9 protein-coding genes are annotated in these 16,508 nt (G+C 50.3%); 1 reads left to right on the top strand and 8 read right to left on the bottom strand.

Going from position 1 to position 16,508, the window contains the following annotated elements; genetic code table 11:
* Positions 1 to 20: 20 nt before the first annotated feature.
* The 7 genes from C558_RS32790 to C558_RS0122390 form a co-directional block, all read right to left on the bottom strand.
* Positions 21 to 6,038: an S-layer homology domain-containing protein gene (locus C558_RS32790; protein ID WP_018758550.1), complete on the bottom strand. Its 6,018-nt coding sequence runs from the start codon at positions 6,036 to 6,038 to the stop codon at positions 21 to 23.
* A gap of 185 nt (positions 6,039 to 6,223) precedes the next feature.
* Complete coding sequence (locus tag C558_RS0122415; protein WP_018758549.1) at positions 6,224 to 7,063, bottom strand: Gfo/Idh/MocA family oxidoreductase; 840 nt, start codon at positions 7,061 to 7,063, stop codon at positions 6,224 to 6,226.
* Complete coding sequence (locus tag C558_RS0122410) at positions 7,060 to 8,139, bottom strand: Gfo/Idh/MocA family protein (RefSeq protein WP_018758548.1); 1,080 nt, start codon at positions 8,137 to 8,139, stop codon at positions 7,060 to 7,062. Before C558_RS0122410 ends, C558_RS0122415 begins: the two co-directional genes overlap by 4 nt.
* A gap of 16 nt (positions 8,140 to 8,155) precedes the next feature.
* Entirely contained in the window at positions 8,156 to 8,986 is an 831-nt protein-coding gene (locus tag C558_RS0122405) for a carbohydrate ABC transporter permease (RefSeq protein ID WP_018758547.1), read from the bottom strand.
* Between the two features lie 3 nt (positions 8,987 to 8,989).
* Complete coding sequence (locus C558_RS0122400) at positions 8,990 to 9,940, bottom strand: carbohydrate ABC transporter permease (protein WP_018758546.1); 951 nt, start codon at positions 9,938 to 9,940, stop codon at positions 8,990 to 8,992.
* A gap of 91 nt (positions 9,941 to 10,031) precedes the next feature.
* Positions 10,032 to 11,342 (bottom strand): ABC transporter substrate-binding protein, encoded by a 1,311-nt coding sequence (locus tag C558_RS0122395; RefSeq protein WP_018758545.1) that lies wholly within the window; start codon positions 11,340 to 11,342, stop codon positions 10,032 to 10,034.
* Positions 11,343 to 11,527: 185 nt separating this feature from the next.
* On the bottom strand, positions 11,528 to 12,454 hold the full coding sequence (locus C558_RS0122390; protein WP_018758544.1) for an AraC family transcriptional regulator: 927 nt from the start codon (positions 12,452 to 12,454) through the stop codon (positions 11,528 to 11,530).
* 146 nt (positions 12,455 to 12,600) lie between these two features.
* Between C558_RS0122390 and C558_RS0122385 the strand changes: the two genes are divergently transcribed.
* On the top strand, positions 12,601 to 13,803 hold the full coding sequence (locus C558_RS0122385) for an acyltransferase family protein (protein WP_018758543.1): 1,203 nt from the start codon (positions 12,601 to 12,603) through the stop codon (positions 13,801 to 13,803).
* Positions 13,804 to 13,847: 44 nt separating this feature from the next.
* Here C558_RS0122385 and C558_RS32785 read toward each other — a convergent pair whose 3' ends face one another.
* Positions 13,848 to 16,478 (bottom strand): DUF4855 domain-containing protein, encoded by a 2,631-nt coding sequence (locus C558_RS32785; protein ID WP_018758542.1) that lies wholly within the window; start codon positions 16,476 to 16,478, stop codon positions 13,848 to 13,850.
* Positions 16,479 to 16,508: the final 30 nt, after the last annotated feature.

The following is a 16,508-nucleotide window of genomic DNA, read 5'->3' as shown; positions in this document are numbered from 1 at the left end:
TTAGGTTTAACGCGCATACGTTACTTATTCAAAACCTCATACAACATCTTCGCGATTTCAGCTCTGGTTACTGAGCCGTGCGGATCGAAACGGTTATCGTCTTTGCCGTTAATGATACCCGCTGCTTGCAGCTTACTAACCGCATCCTTAGCCCAGCCAGAAATGCTGTTCATGTCGGCGAATGCCGCTCCGGACGTGGTCTCAGTCATTGGCTTCTTCATGTACTGTGCCATTTTGACAAGTACGAGAGCCGCTTCTTCCCGTGTAATCTGATCTTTCGGACGGAACTTGCCGTCGTTACCTTGCACAAGACCAAGCTCGGCCGCTTTGCTGACATAGCCTGCATAATAAGCATCTGCTACTACGTCGGCGAACGCCGGATTGTTCTCGGCCGTCTGGATTCCCAGTGCACGAATGACTAGCGTCGTAAAGTCTGCTCGCGACACCTTCAGATTCGGTCTGAAATGGTTATCGTCCATACCGGTAATGATGTTCTTCGCAGCCAGCTTGAGAATATACTCGTCTGCCCATCCGCCTGTTAAGTCTGCGAACTGCTTGTGCAGCTCGAACGCCGCGAATTGCGCCAGTTGATCCGTCGTAAAGCTAATTGTGCTGCCATCGAATGTGCTATGGATCAGCTCTGCTTGGCCACCAACGAGACGGTACATATTCGCATAATCTTTCTGCAACTGCTTCATTTGCTCTGCCGTTAGCGAGCGCTTCACGGTAATCGGACCGCTGAACTGCGGAACCGCTGTCTCCGTTTTCCCTTTGACCGTTACGAGCTTGAGCGTAAATACTAATCCCGTCGACTTCAGCTCACCGTTCGAACGGAGCGCATCATTGACAGCCTTCTGAATCGTAGAGCTCATCGTCGGATCGATCTGAAGCACGATGCGATCCGCATCTGCTATGCCATTTGGCAGGGAAGCTGCCGGAATCGTCACAGTAAATCCAGAAGCTACAATTTCAAGGCTGAGCTTGCGATTTTTCGCTTTCTGTACGCCAGCTGCATCCAACGTGAGCTGGGCCGCTTGTTCCAAAGCTGTTCCCTCGAGCTTGATCGCAACTTTGCCGTTCTCTGCTTCGTTTACCGCTTTTTCAAGTGCAGCACGATCTGCCGTATAAGCGCCGTCCGCACCCGGTTTGATATTCACAACCCCTTTATCCGAAGAAGGCTCCGGCTTTGGCTGCGGTTTTGGATCAGGCTTAGGAGTCGGAGTACTTGGGCCTGGATCTGGGTTATTCACTTTGCCCGTGTAGAAGCCCCAAATATCCGAAAGCACTTGTCCGCTGTTCGCGTCCTCTACCTTCGTGTACCATTGGTAGTAGCTATTGCCTTGGAGGCTATTCCATGTCAGAGAAACTTGCTTACCGCTCTCCACATGACTCACCTTGCCAATTGGCAGATCGCTGTATACCTTCACCCCGATGTAATCGGTCGCGACACGTTTCGTTTTTGGCTGCAAATCCAGATCAAGCGAGAACTCGTCTTTGCCTGGGAACTGCGCAGGATCGTAATAGTTGTAATCGTTCAAATAAGGCGAATACGTCTTCATATGAAGCTTATTGTTCTTGACATCGAATTGCATCAGACGGATATAGCCAAGACCGCCCTCCGGCGCACCTTGATAGTCCGCGAGCATCTGATATACTTTGCGCTTCTCGCCGTTGTCGTCCAGCTCATCGATCTTCAGCTGTGCATCATGATAATGTCCTGACAATGCCGCAATGACGTTCTTGTTCGGCTTGATGACCTTCTCGAAAATCTTATCGGCGATCGGAGCACGGTTATTCGACACCAGCATGTATTCATGCAAGCACAAGATCGCCTTACGCTCCGGATATTTCGCCACGACTTCATTCATCCAGTCGATTTCCTTGTCTCCTAGGCCCCAGCCCATATATACGATAATAAAATCGTTGCCGCCGGCGGAGACTAGATCATAGTGTCCACGATTGTTCTCGTAGGATCCGCCGTATGTCGGCATATCTTTGAAACGCTTTTCCCCAAAATACTGCCAATACTTCGCATAGTCGTTGTCTTGGTGACCAACGTCATGGTTACCCGCTAGCACACCGTAAGGAATTTTCTCTTTTTCCAGGACCTTCATATCCAGGTCGGCTTCCTCCCACTGATACTCTTGATAGGATTTGTCGACGATGTCGCCCGTGTGGATGACATATTTGATGTTGTTGCTTTCCTTGTTCTTCGCAACCCAGTTCACGATATCCTTGTAAATCGTCGGATAGCTCTGTGAATAATATTGCGTGTCCGACATCCATACGAAGGAGAAGTCATACGGATCAGTAGATTCTGGCGTAGGTTTTGTACCTGGCTTTTGTTCCGCAATTTCATCCTGTACGATAATCTGGATCGTATGTCCATTTGCGTAATCGCTAGCTTTCACCGTTGACATTAATTCGAAGTCCTCTGCGCCTGCAATACGGTGATCCAACTGTACCCATTGCTTCGCTGCCTGACTCCATGCATACAAGCTTACTTTACGTCCTTCGATCGATTTCCCTTTCCAGACGATATCGACACGATCTGTACCTTGCACATTCGGGTCAAGCTTAATCTCATAACGTTGGTATGGGAACTGCTCCACCGCATCATTGACTAAATAGTCGCCGTCTTCAGCGCTAATTTTGCGATATTCCTCGGCCGTTAATGCCTTCTCCCCTTGCGGAATCATTTCCTTCGGCGGTTCGGTATCGGATGCATTCTTGAAGCCCGTGAATCCTTCCTTACGATTTCCGTCATATTGGAAGCCTCTATAGAACGTCACGTCCATCGGATCATCCGTTGGATCTTGCACCTTCACCTTCAAGTCTGCGCTGCTGCCTACTCCAGATTGATTGTGCGTCGGAGCGACGAGCACCGGCTTCAACGGGTTCTCTTCCGGTACCAAGAAGGTAACGGTTCTCTCCGATTGATTGCCGATCTTATCCGTTGCCGTAATGTTCAGCGTATGATTGCCAGCGGTCATGCTTCCGGATGACAATGCGTATGGAAGCGTGATGTCTTGATTGTCCAGCTTGACGATCACCTTGTCTACGCCGGCAAGCAGGTCTTTAATCTCCGCATCCAGCTTGAAGTTGCCGCGGTACAGCTTGCCTTCTTCCACATTCGGTTTAATCGAAGGCGGCGTATTATCTACCGTGACATTCGCTGCCACTTCACTGTTCTTGTTATCTATCACCTTCACCTGATGAGTACCATCAGCCGATTTGGTCGTATCCCAGGCATAAGCATGCGATTGGAAGGACTTCGCATCCAAATTGAAATTAAAGCCAATCGATTCCAATTTCCCTGGGCTGTCACCGATCTTAATTTCTTTGTCCTTCGCATAGAGCGGATCCCAGATCTCGGTGCCGTCCGCCAGCATCAGACGTACGTTTCTCACTTCAAAATCGTCTTTGTTCTCTTCCTTGCGATCATCGAATGGACTTGTCTTCGACCCTGCGCGAATGTAGATCACGTTATCCGCACCGATATGCAGACGACTCGCATCGATCTTATACGTCAATGTCGTATACGTCGGAATCGGATCCATGAACGTATAGAGGATCGTCTTATCCTTGTCGCTTGGCGGTCCCATCGTGACGGCATTCTTAAAATAGTAATCGACACCCTTCGCTTCGAAGACGAAGTAAGCATCATGCTCTAGTGCATCGTACGTATCTTGCGCAAGCACTTGACCGTCAACGCTTAATTGCAATGTATTCGGAGAAGCGGTCTCGGACGTACCTTTCAACGTCTTCGTGCCGTTCACGATATCCCCGTTCTTCACGTTTAGACGAAGCGGATCATGGCCCGGCTTGCCTGTGATGTTCACCTTCACCTTCGCCGTCTCAACCTCATTCGTACCGTCAGATACCATGAAATAATATTCGATGTACTTACTGCCGATTAGGGTTGCTGCCGGCACGAGATAATGATACAGCGAATCATTGAAATTCTGTGTAAGCGAGTAACCGATATACTCCGATTCTTTGTCCGTACGGATAAGAACTTTCACCGTCGCCACTTGCTGTTTATCATCTGCAAAAGCCTTCAGGTCGAGGTTCTTCGACTGGTCGATCGCCGTGATGCCTGTCCGATCTTCTGCCGTTGGCGGAACCGTGTCCACTTCGATATGAACGGGCACTGATGGCACTAACGTACTGTCCACAGCCCCAGGAACAGGAGTAACTTGACCGGAGCTTGCCTTGATCATCGTGATGCTGCCGTCCATTGGATATTTGAATACAATCGCTTTATCTTCCTTGGTCTCGTCGCTCACGCCGCCTTCATACACGGTGGTTGCCTCATAGTTGGCATAGGAAATTTCTTTGCCTGTATTCGTCTTGACCACGACACCGCGACGCCCGGAATTCGCCATGCCATCGCTCTTGATCACGAACAAGTTCGTGTCTTCAATCAAGCTCGTCTTATAGAAGCTGTTGAAATCCGCAGCCGTATAACTGCTGTTCGTGTCGTTCTTAATCCAGAACACGACTGACTGTTGGGACGGGATAACGAAGTCTTCTTTGGTCGTCGGCCACTTCACGTCAGCTTCCGGACCATCGTCAGGATAACGATAGTTGATCTTATAGTTCTTGAAATTGATCGGTGCATCGGTATTGTTATATACTTCGATCATTTCGAATGCATCCGAAGACGTGTTCGGCACATTCGTCGTGTTCGGAACGATCTTCGTCACGAGCAACGGCGGTACCGTCGCAGGATCAAATGCCGGGATTTTGACGCCTACCGTATAGCTCTTCTCAACGTCTTTCACGCGAATGATGTAATCAAGCGTTGGTTCGACAAACGCATTCGCCGGAATGACGGCGCTATAGTCGCCGCTAGGCTTTTTCTCCATCGTCATGACTCTGTATCTCACTTGCGAAGGCGACTTGAACAACAGTTCAACCTTGTCAATCTTGACATTGTCCGGATTGTTCAGCTTAGCGGAGATTTCCAAATCCTTCGCTTCGACAAGCTGTGCAGAGGTATGCTCGATTTGAAGCTTATCCCCTTGCACCGGCGGCAACGATTCGATCTCTACCGCATATGTACCCGTTCGCTCAGGCAGCAAATCGCCGTCCGCCGCTTCGATATAGTATTGAAGCAGATTGCCGTCAACGACCGCTTGGCCTGGAATCGTCGCCGTATGCTTTACTCCATCGGCCGATGTCATCACTAGCGGCGTATATGCCGTCTGAACATCTGTCTTATAGTAGACGGAAGCGGTAACTGTCAGATTCAGATTACCCGTGATAGACGCCTCAATCGGCACATCTTGATTCACGGAAATCTTGGGCGCCGCTGTGTGAGCGAAATTCAGACTCGTAGCGGCAGGCGGCTCACCGATATCCGAAGTAAACGCCGGCACTTGATTCGCCTCGACGGTCCCTGGTGAAGCCGGCTGCGATTCCGGCGCACCTACCATGGCCATGTTCTTGCTTGCATCTATCGGATAACTATAGTGGATGCCGTAATTTTCTTTGGACTTGGTTACCGAATAAGCTGCTTTGGCGATCTCGACACCGCCAAGCGTATGAATCGCTACGCTGCGGTCTCCCGTATTCGCCATGCCTCCTTCTCCATTAATTCGGAACAAATTTGTATCTTCGATCAAATTGGACGTGTATCCATTCACCGTATAATTGCTGTTAAAATTGTCCGCTGTCTCATCTTTATTACTGCCATTCACATTCATAATCCATAACACAATCGTCTGGTGCGGCTTGATGATAGCAGGTACTTCTGTCTTCTTTAACTTCCAGTCATTATCACTGCCGTTGTTGTACACAATCTTGTAATTTCTGAAGTCAATATCTCGACTTGTATTATTGTAAATCTCAATACTTTCATAACCGTCTGAGGAACTTACATTCTTCGTATCCGGCACAAGCTCCGTAATTAATAGCTTCGGTACTTTGGTATAATCGAATCCAGCTGCGGCTTGTACCAATGCGGGCTGCAGCACGCCGAGCAGCATACTCCCGAGTAGTGCCAGAGACAACCATTTTCTGCGTCTTAGCATGTGATTATTTCTCTCTCCTTTTTATCTATTCCAAATGATGGATGTATCGCACCTGTAGTCTAACCCTCCATTGTAAAATCTAGGTCATCCCCATATGGAGTATATGTAAAGGAAAGTGAAATACAAAAAAAGGAAGTTGAAAGTCTTGATAGACTTTCAACTTCCCTACTATTTATCCGATCAGCTCAACACGGCAGCTCAATCCACTGATAAGGACGCTGCGCCGCAATACGGCCGTATTCAATCCATGTCACAATCGCAATCGTCTCAACCGAAGGAACTGTCACACGTCCTGTCTCGAAGAAAGCCACTAAATCACGGATGAACAATTGGAAGAAATCCGACTCTGGTCGCAGCACGCTACAATTCCCCGAAACGTAACTCACCGCCATCGTAAAAGGACATCCGAGTCCCGGATGCTGAATCGTCGCCTGCCGACCATCCGAGAATTCGATCATCAAGGCTGGCACGGCCTCTGTTCCGATGAACATCACCCGCTGCGCATCCGTCCCCATCAGAGATGCGATCGGCTCCAGCTGATGAATCGAATAGTTGTCGAAGGACCCGGGCCCCCAGCTGGAGACAACTCGGACTCCCTGACGTTCCGCTTCGACATACTCCGTTGCGAACCGCAGCGCCGATGAGGAATAGAGCGGCGTGTCATGCTGCGCAGCACGTTCGAACAATCGGAGTGCCGTTGCCCGATCCGGGGCAAACGTCTTATCGATATACGTCGGCTTCCCGGAGGTGAGCGGCAGCTGGGCGAGCGCTTCGTGCTGCTCCGGGTGATCGGGAGACAACACGATCAGATAATCGCTATGCTCCACGACCTCTGCAATCGTCGGCAGCAACGCGACACCATGGCGCTCACACCAAGCTGTATTACTGAGCCCTTGCTCGGCATCCTTCATACCGTAGGCGTAAGCGACCTCCATGCTTCCACCCGAGGCGCTCCGAATCCATTCCGGGTAGTTATTCGCATGCCACTCATCCAGATAATAATCGATGAATCCGATCTTCTTCATTGGACGACCCCTTGCTTCACGAAGGAGATTTCCTCCCCTTGGTCGGAGGATTGATAGATCGCCTCAATAATCTTGGAGGATTGGATCACATAGTCAATGTGCGCCGGTAATTTCTCACCCGACTTAACGCACGCCAGGAAGCTATCGATTTCGTTCTGGAACATATCGCTTTTCGTGAACTTCGGTGTGCTCTCGATTAACGCCCCATGCTTCGCACTGTAGATCGTGAAATCCGAACCGTACTGCAGCCGGATACCTGCCTTGTCGCCAAGGAAATCGATATACATCTCATCGACACCGATATTTTGTGCCCATGCGCCATTCATCGTAATCGAAGGCCCTTCCGTGCGAATCATCGCGGTTACAAAATCATCGACATCATAGGTTCCCGAGAAGTTCGGTGGTCCTGCCCACATATTGAGGTACGCGTAATTCTGCATGTCTTTGCCGAGCTTGGAATACGCCTGCCCCGTCACCGTCTTCGGCTGCGGATCGCCTACACAATACATGACGATATCAAGGAAATGTACACCCCAATCGATCAGCGCTCCGCCACCTGCAACGGCTTTGGTGGTGAAGTCTCCGCCGAGCCCAGGGATCGAACGGTGCGCACGGAAGCTCACGTACACATGATACAGCTCACCTAATTCTCCATCGTCAATCATGTTTTTTATCAGATTGACGCCTTTATTGAAGCGATTCACGACGCCGATATTCAGCGTCTTCCCCGTCTCATGCTGCACCTTCTGCATTTCTAGCGCTTCCGCATACGTTCTCGCTGCCGGCTTCTCGCAGAGGACATGCTTCCCTGCACGCAAGCAGTCGATCGCAATGGATGCATGAACATGGTTCGGTGTACAGATCGAGACCGCTTCGACTTCCGGGTCTTCCAGAATGATATGGTAATCTTCGATCGCCTCGCCGCAGCCATGCTTCTCGACCGCCTTCTCTGCCATTTCTTTGCGGATATCGCAGAAATATTTGATCTCCGCGTCTGGATTAGCCAGATACGCAGGAATATGCGCGCTATTCGCGATCGTTCCACAGCCGATAATTGCTACAATGGTCTTGCTCATTGAATCGTCCCTCCAATTATTTGAACCCAGTGAAAGCCGAACCGGATTGCATGAAATATTTTTGTCCGAAAAAGTACAATAGAATCATAGGAATCGCCATAATCGTCGATGCCGCCATGAGCTGCTCCCACTGCGCACCGTGATCCTGCTGGAAGCCCTGCAAGCCAACCGTGATCGTCCATTTCGCCGCATCATTCAGGTAAATGAGTGGTCCCATGAAATCGGTATACGATCCGACGAAGGTAAACAGCGCTACCGTGGCCAGTGCAGGCTTTAAGGTCGGCAGGATGATCTGCCTGTAGATGCGGAACTCGGATGCTCCATCAATTTTGGCCGCCTCAGACAACTCTTTCGGAACGCCTAACAGGAACTGCCGCAGCAGGAAAATATAGAACGGTGCCCCGAAGAAAGCCCCAATCGTGAGCGGCAGAATCGTATTGACCCAGCCCAGCTTCGTAAAAATAATATACTGCGGAATCAATTGCACCTGAGATGGCAGAATCATCGTCGCGAGAACGATCGCAAAAATAATTTTGCTCCCCACCCATGGAATTCGTGAGATCGAATACGCAACGAGTGGTGCTGCGAACAATTGCCCCACGATGCAGATCACGCAGATGACGAGCGTATTCAACATATAGCGCGGGAACGGCACCGTCTCTAAGGCCGCTCGGTAATTCTCAAAGTGGAACGCCTCAGGCAAAATGCGTGGAGGCATAGCAAAGATTTCATTCGACGTCTTCAGCGAAGTGAATACGAGCCATACGAAAGGAAACAGAAAGAAAATGGAGAACAAGATCAGCACCATATGCGGCAGGATTTTAGTTCGCACCAGCTTAGCTGTCATCCGCTATTCACCTCCATAGTAGACCCATCGCCTGGACGTTTTCAGGAGCACGAGGGTAATGGCCATCACGATGATAAATAGAATCCAAGCAAGTGCGGAAGCATAGCCCATCTTCAGATTCATGAACGCTTCTTGGTATAGGTTGACCGCATAGAACAGCAGCGATTGATCAGGCCCGCCGATCGAACCGCTCACCGATTTGCCACCAGCAAGAATATAAGACTCTGTAAATATCTGAAATGCACCGATGAGACCCATGATGAGCTGAAATAAGATGATTGGCGATAGCGCCGGGATCGTAATCCTCCAGAAGCGATGCCACCCGTTCGCACCGTCCACCTGAGCGGCTTCGTAATATTGCTGCGGCACGCCCTGAAGCGCTGCGAGGAATATCAGCGCTCCCGCACCGGAACCCCATAACCCCATGAGAACAAGGGATGGCTTGGTATATCGCGGGTCCATCAGCCATGCCGGATCGGGAAGGCCTACCGCCCGAAGGAACATATTGATCAGGCCAAAATCCGGGTTCAGCATCCATGTCCAGAGCAGCGCACTTGCCACGACGGGAATAACGGCTGGAAGATAGAAAATCGTACGGTAATAATTGATGCCCTTCACCTTGAAGTTCAGCATAAGCGCAATGATTAAGGAGCTGGCGAGCGAGATCGGCACCGAAATGAAAGCCATAAATAAGGTGTTATTGATCGATTTGTAGAACCTCTCGTCGGTCATAATTTGCTTGTAATTATCCAGCCCTACCCACTGTGGGGGATTGAACAAATCGTATGTCGTCAAGCTGAAGTATAGGGAGCTGAAGAAGGGATACACCGTAAAGACCAGAAATCCGATAATCCACGGGGAAGCAAAGAGGAGTCCCAGCCAGAAGTAGCGCCATTCCCTTCTCGTCCAACCCTTTCGCTTCGCAGACAGCTTCATGGATGCGGAGTCACTCATCGACTTGTACTCCTTTCTTAGGTCTCGGATCTAATCCAGTGCTCCAACCCACAAGGATCGGCTGAATTAGATCCGCCTGGTTTACAAGCTCCTATTTGACCAAAGGCTGTATCTTATCCTTCACCTTCTTGAGCCCTTCATCAATACCTATCTTTCCTCTCAGGATTGCGTTATATTGGTCCGTGAACTCCGTCATATATTCATTCGCGAATGCTGTGGCAGGGAACGAGTGCAGGTTCGGGCTTTGCGAATAGGTTAGGAACTCTTTGAATCCCGGTACATTCGCATAGATCGGATCATCCAACAACGATGCTCTCGTCGGCAGGTTCCCAAGCGCTGCAGTGAATTCTCCCATCTGCTCCGGCTCGGTCAGCCACTTCAGGAATTTCCAAGATGCATCGGGGTTTTTCACGCCTTTTGGAATGTAGAATACGCTTGTCGTGACGTTGCCTGGATTCTTGAGATTCGGATTGTTATCATCATACGGAATCGGAGCAATGCCATAGTTCAAGTTCGGGGCGAACTGCTTGATGAAGGTCGGCAGCCATTCCCCGTCGATCGTCATCGCATATTTGCCCGTGAAGAACGGGTTCTGAGCGGACATATACTGTCCAAGCCCGGATGCGAAGCGATCCAGCTCCTCCGATCCGAATTGGTCCCATATGCCTTTGGCCAGCTGGATTGCGGATTTCACACCTGCATTGTCAGGCGTCACTTGCTTCGCATCAGCATCATAATAAGAACCCCCGAATGCATTCGTGAAGGTAAACGCATCTACCCCAGGCCACAATCCCAGCTGTTGCAATCGCCCTCCATCCTGCTTGACGCTGAGCTTCGTGATATACTCCTTCAACTGGCTGATCGTCTGCGGCGGACCATCGAATCCTGCTTTTGCCAAGACGTCTTTGTTGTAGAACAACATCGTGGTGTGCATCGCAATCGGCAGTGCGTACGTCTTGCCATTCCCTTGTGACGTGCTGAGTGCGGCTGTAATATAATCGCTGAGATCGACACCGTCCTTCTTGATGTAATCGTCGAGCGGCATCATCGCCCCGCGTTCGCCCCATGGCACAACATCCTGCCCGAAATTCGAAGCAATGTCCGGCGGATTGCCCCCCGTAATCGCGGTGAGCTGCTTCTGATAGTCACTCTGTGACAGCCCCTTGACCTTGATGTCCGGATTCGCCGCATTCCACTTCGCAATGATCTTCTCGAGCGCAGCCGCTTCCGGCCCCGTCCAGCCGTACCAGAAGCTGAGCTCTACAGCGCCTTTGGTTGATTCACCACCCTTGGAACCGTCTGACTGATTGTTAGCATTCTGAGTTTCTTTTCCCGCACAGCCTGATGCAACCGAAATCATAAGAACAAGAACTAGACCCCACAGCCATGGTTTTCTTTGCATGCCGCCCGTTCCTCCTTTGATTCTTGCTAATTTCGTGCAAAACCGTAGAAACCTCACCCCATCATTTGGTTGATAGCAACGACCTGACTCGTATCCGCTACAGGCTATCAATATCCCACATGTTATCATGTAAGCGTTTTAGTTCATTTCACTATCGTCTTCAAAAATAGGATTATCGTATGATTTCACGATTTTCGAATCGCCTGCTTGCGAAAGTGATTGGGAGAGATCCCCGTGTACTTTTTGAAGATTCTGCAGAAGTAAGACAGCTCATTAAACCCCGTCGCATAACACACATCCGTGACCGATAAGGTTGGCCGCTGCAACAACGTCATGGCATTCAGAATCCGCAGATCAATCAGATAGCGGTTGAACGTCTTGCCTGTCCACTCTTTGAACAAGCTGCAGAAGGTCGACTTCGACATATTCGCTATGGTGCAGACATGCTCCAGCTTAATATCATCATGTACGTTCGTATGAATATAGTCTACGACGCGAGTCATGATATCCCGATATTTCTCGGATTTCTCGAAGCCTGCTCGGACCACGTCTCCATTCACTTGCCGAATGATGATCGACAGCATAACCAATAGATTCGATTTCAGCGCGATTTGAAAAAAAGGCGTGCGTCTCTCATACTCGCTCAGCATTTCTAGCATCAGATTTCGAATTCTTCCTTCCGTTACGCCGTCTAATGTCATTTGCGATTGAGCGGTACCGTCGTTATGCCAGAAGTGCTCCAAATAGCCGGCATCGAAAAATGCCTGATCCGCCGTCTGATCATCAAACCGTTCATTCACGAAGCACGGCATAAATTCGCAGCCGATGATCTCCATCTCTCGATCGCTCTCGACATGGATGCTATGCAAAGTAAAAGGAGCTACGACGAATAGATCACCTTTCCTGATGGTATAGGGTCGGTTGTCCACCGTATGGATGAATTCGCCTTTGGACACATACCAAATTTGAAAGTAATCATGGAAATGGGTCAACAGGTTATGAAGCCTGTCCAATTTGTACATCTTGCAATGCAGATCCTCCAGCATCTCGAGCCTCGAGTTGAAATAAATAACCCCAGAGTGCGTCAATTCCTCTATATCTATCGATCTCATATGCGCGATGAACCCCCTTATCGAAATTTCAAAGTCATTCATTTCTTCCTATTCCCATAATTATCCTATACAACACTCACAATGTGTACAGTCTATTCCATGTATATGCAGAACTTTGCATTTCTACGAAAGGAGCTGAGCTTGCTATGACATCCAAAATCGCTTATTTAGACGGTTTACGAGGATTGGCAGCATGTGTCGTAGTTGTCTCTCACTATTTTCAAGTATTTGCTCCGTCTGTCTTTGAAGGCAGAGCCGAGATTGAGCATTTCGCCTTCGAGCGCTTCGCTGCGATAACACCGATCAATTTGCTGTTCAACGGCAACTTCTCGGTCTGCCTATTCTTCGTCTTAAGTGGGTTCGTGCTCAGTTATCGGTATTTTCGTACGAAGGATTCGCTTCCCGTCTACTCCTCCGCCTTACGAAGATATTTTCGATTGGCTGTGCCTGCCGTGCTCTCCGTTGTACTCGCCTATCTCGTGATCGTCTTCGGATTCGGATACTATGATGACATTCGCGGCATGACCCTATCTTCGATGCCTGATCCCTTTATCGCCAGTGCTAGCTTTCTCGTCATGATCCAGGAAGCTTTCTATCATACCTTCTTCACGTATGGCATGACGTATAATCCCGTGCTATGGACCATGACCTATGAGCTGTTCGGTTCCTTCCTCATCTTCGCATTTCTGCTGCTCGTAGGTAGATTCAAGCTGCGCTTTCTCTTCTATCTGGTTCTCGGCTGGGTGTTCATCGATTCCTATTATCTAGGATTCGTGCTCGGCATGCTGCTGAGTGATCTGGTATACAGCGGTCGGAATTGGTTGGATTTGATTCGTCGTCCTTGGGTGAACTTCTTGCTCCTCGTTGCAGGGCTTTACATGGGCTCCTTCCCGTATCTAGGTGTTGAAGGGACGATCTATGCCCTACTCGTGTGGCAGCCGGGGTCGGGGTTCGCATACTTTCCGTTCTATCATGTCATCGGCTCCTTCCTGATCTTAATCGCTCTACTGAATTCCCCCTGGTTGAAAGCACTCTTCAGCCGCAAACTATTCTCTTATCTCGGCAAAATATCCTTTTCGCTCTACCTCGTCCATTTTACGATCCTCTGCTCCTTCGGCAGCTTTCTATTCCTTCAGCTTCAGCCCCTGCTCCCTTACTCCATTAGCGTAGTCCTTACAGTATTGATCACGACGCCCGTCATCTTCGCTTGCGCCCATCTATTCTATCGATGGGTGGATGCGTCCACGCTCGCTGTGCTCGCACGATGGAGTAAGAAAATGTTGCTGCCAATCACGGATCGGAGGAAGGAGAGGCTGCGTGCAGGTGTTGAAGAGAGGCTTGGTCAGTAAGACATGAAAAAGCGCACGGCTCCTCATGAGCCGTGCGCTTCGTATTATTGTAACGCAGAGAGATTCTCGGCATAGAAGTCATAGCTGCCTCGCCATGTGAACTTCTCCCCTTGCTTAAGCCCCGGTGTCGTTCCTTTGATCTGCAAGAAATAGGTTTTGCCGTATTCTTGTGTGAAGATGACAGGCATATGGTCCGCGAGGTTCGCTAACTCGCCTAGACCATACTGCCGATCGAGCCTTACGCGCAGCATGTGTTTGAATCCGCCCTGATCGGCGGAGCTGAGCAAGTAGCTGTCTACGTTCGGATTCACGGCTTTGGTGCCCGAATCGCTATACATGCCTGCTGGGCTGGAAGCGACCTCCTGCTCGCCTGCGAAGTAGCGAACCGTATCATTCCATGCGCCATTCACCGACTGAAGTCCGTAATACGTGTCGAACGTGATGTCTTCCAGCGCTTCGATCTCGTTATGGACCTGCACATGACCGTTCGAAATTTCATACGTGACGGTTTCCCGCAGTACAGGTCTTCCGGAGCCATCCGCCACCTTCGTGTTATAGGCTTGGATCAGATTAACCACTTCGATCTTCGTGTAGACGCTCGCCGTCACGCTGCCGTCCTGGACTTCCACGCCGTCTGCCCACACGCGGAACGATTCCGTCGTACCCGTATGCGAGCTGGCGCTACCGCCATCATAATTGTGATTGCCTCCCGTGAAATCCCACGGATTGCCATTGCCGTTCGCATTCGCTCTCACGACGTAAGGCCCGATCCAGTCCGATACATCCGCCTGGAGAAGCGTCGATGGTTGCGACATGTCGGGATTGACGCTCGCTCCCGAATTTTGTGCGAGCCTCCATTCCTTGAGGCCCTCCAGCTTGTTCGCGCCGAACCGGTCGAATACGATCCACATATCGTTCTGATCATTGTATTTGTGAGAAATCGTAATTTCAGTGCCGCACTTCACGACATATTGTGCCGCATTAGGCGCCACTGGACCTTCAGGATTCTTCATGCAAGGCCTTGGCTTCGCATACGTCCCTGTCACGAATTGATACATAAGATCATAATTCTGCCGTGCCATCGGGTCCGAGCTCTTGGCGCTGCTGAGTAATGTAGCCTTGCCTTGATCATAGGCCTTAAAAGCGTTATCCATATAGCCATAGTCGATACCGCCGTTCAGTGTATCGATATACCGCTCACGTCGATCGGTGTCGGTGTTGATCTGCTCATCGAACGCCAGCTCAAGCCCCATCTGATACTGCTTCGCTAGACCTGAAGCATCTTCCAAGCGCTGTGTCACCGATGAAGCGTTGTATGCACCCGAATCTAGCAGCGCTGCATCGAAGCCAAGCGCCTCCCCATCGTAATTCCGGTTGCCTTGGAAGCTCGGCATCCAGTAGAAGTTCAGATCCTTCTTATGCGCTTGCTTGCTCGTCGCTTGAATCAGATTCGGTTCCAGTAAATCGGAGGTGCTGATGCTTTTGCCGGTCCAATAGATGCCGTTCAGCTTTAATTTCGAATATTTCTCCTCTTTCCACCGTTGCTTGATCTGCTGAATCCACCAGGTGACCGCCTTTTGCTTGTTCCTGTAAGCTGCTTCCGCGCCAATTGCAGCGGAGTTGAAATTCTCCGTCACGCCATCGCCATCCACATCGCCGAAATCCGTTAATGTATCGCCCGGATTTGGTATCATCAACACGACATTCTCCTTATGGCCTCGTTCACCGAGCTTCGTACCCGCTTCGGTCACCGCTTCGTTCAACTGCTGCAGATCCCCTTGATCCGCGAACATCTTGTCCAGATACCCTATCCAATCGCTAAGGGTAGCGGTGCCCTTCGTGAAATCCTTCCCGCTCGGCGACTGAACGCTGTGGAACAGTACCCCGTCGAACAACCAATCCTGCGGTTCGCCTTGTTTATTCACATAGCTGATATACGGCATCAGGGTATCCTTCGTCCAGCTGCCGGAACCGCCCGGACCGTTCCCGTTATTCAGCAGTACGAGATTGCGCATGCCGCCAGTTGCTTTCCCTGGTTCTTGAAATGCAAGCCGGTCCGCAGATACCTGCTTGGCTTTGTTCATTTTGCCGTCCATCCCCCAGATCTCGATCTCATCCACGAACACAAACACATCGGTCGTAAACGTAACCTTCACATACTGGGCATAAGCCATCGTGGCGTTCGGATGATGCTTGGCCAAACCATCCTTGCTGCCATCCCAGACATAATCTTGGGTGCTCGCCGGAACATCGGCCCATCTGACTTCTCGGCTCGGAATATGTGCCAGGTTGCCCCACTGTATGCCGTCATTCGACGCGTACATGGACACCGTATTCGGGTAGGCGATACCGACCGATGAATCTTGCAGGAAATTCGCACTAATTCGTGCAATCGATTTCTTCTCCCCGAGGTCAAATACGACGCTTCGCGTTGACTTACGTAGATGTCCTGCCCATGCCGGATCCGTGAAGACCGTCGTACCGTACTTCCCGTCCGTTAATTTATTGCCAGCATCCCCATAGCTCGGCTCCGGCTGCTCCGACCACGTATACCCGGTGCCTGCTGCGAGATTTCGCAATTCCGGCTGGTCTTTGGCGGCCTCGGCTGTCGGCAGCCATAACAGTACCATTAGTAGTGCAACTGCTGCGGCAATCCCTTGTCTGTTTTGTTTCATTCATTTCCCTCCCGATTTGGATGAAATTCT

The organism is Paenibacillus terrigena DSM 21567 (assembly GCF_000374845.1).
In the GTDB taxonomy this organism is placed as follows: Bacteria; Bacillota; Bacilli; order Paenibacillales; family Paenibacillaceae; genus Paenibacillus_K; species Paenibacillus_K terrigena.
Note: the sequence above shows the minus strand (reverse complement) of the source record. Positions and strands in the feature narration are given on the sequence as shown.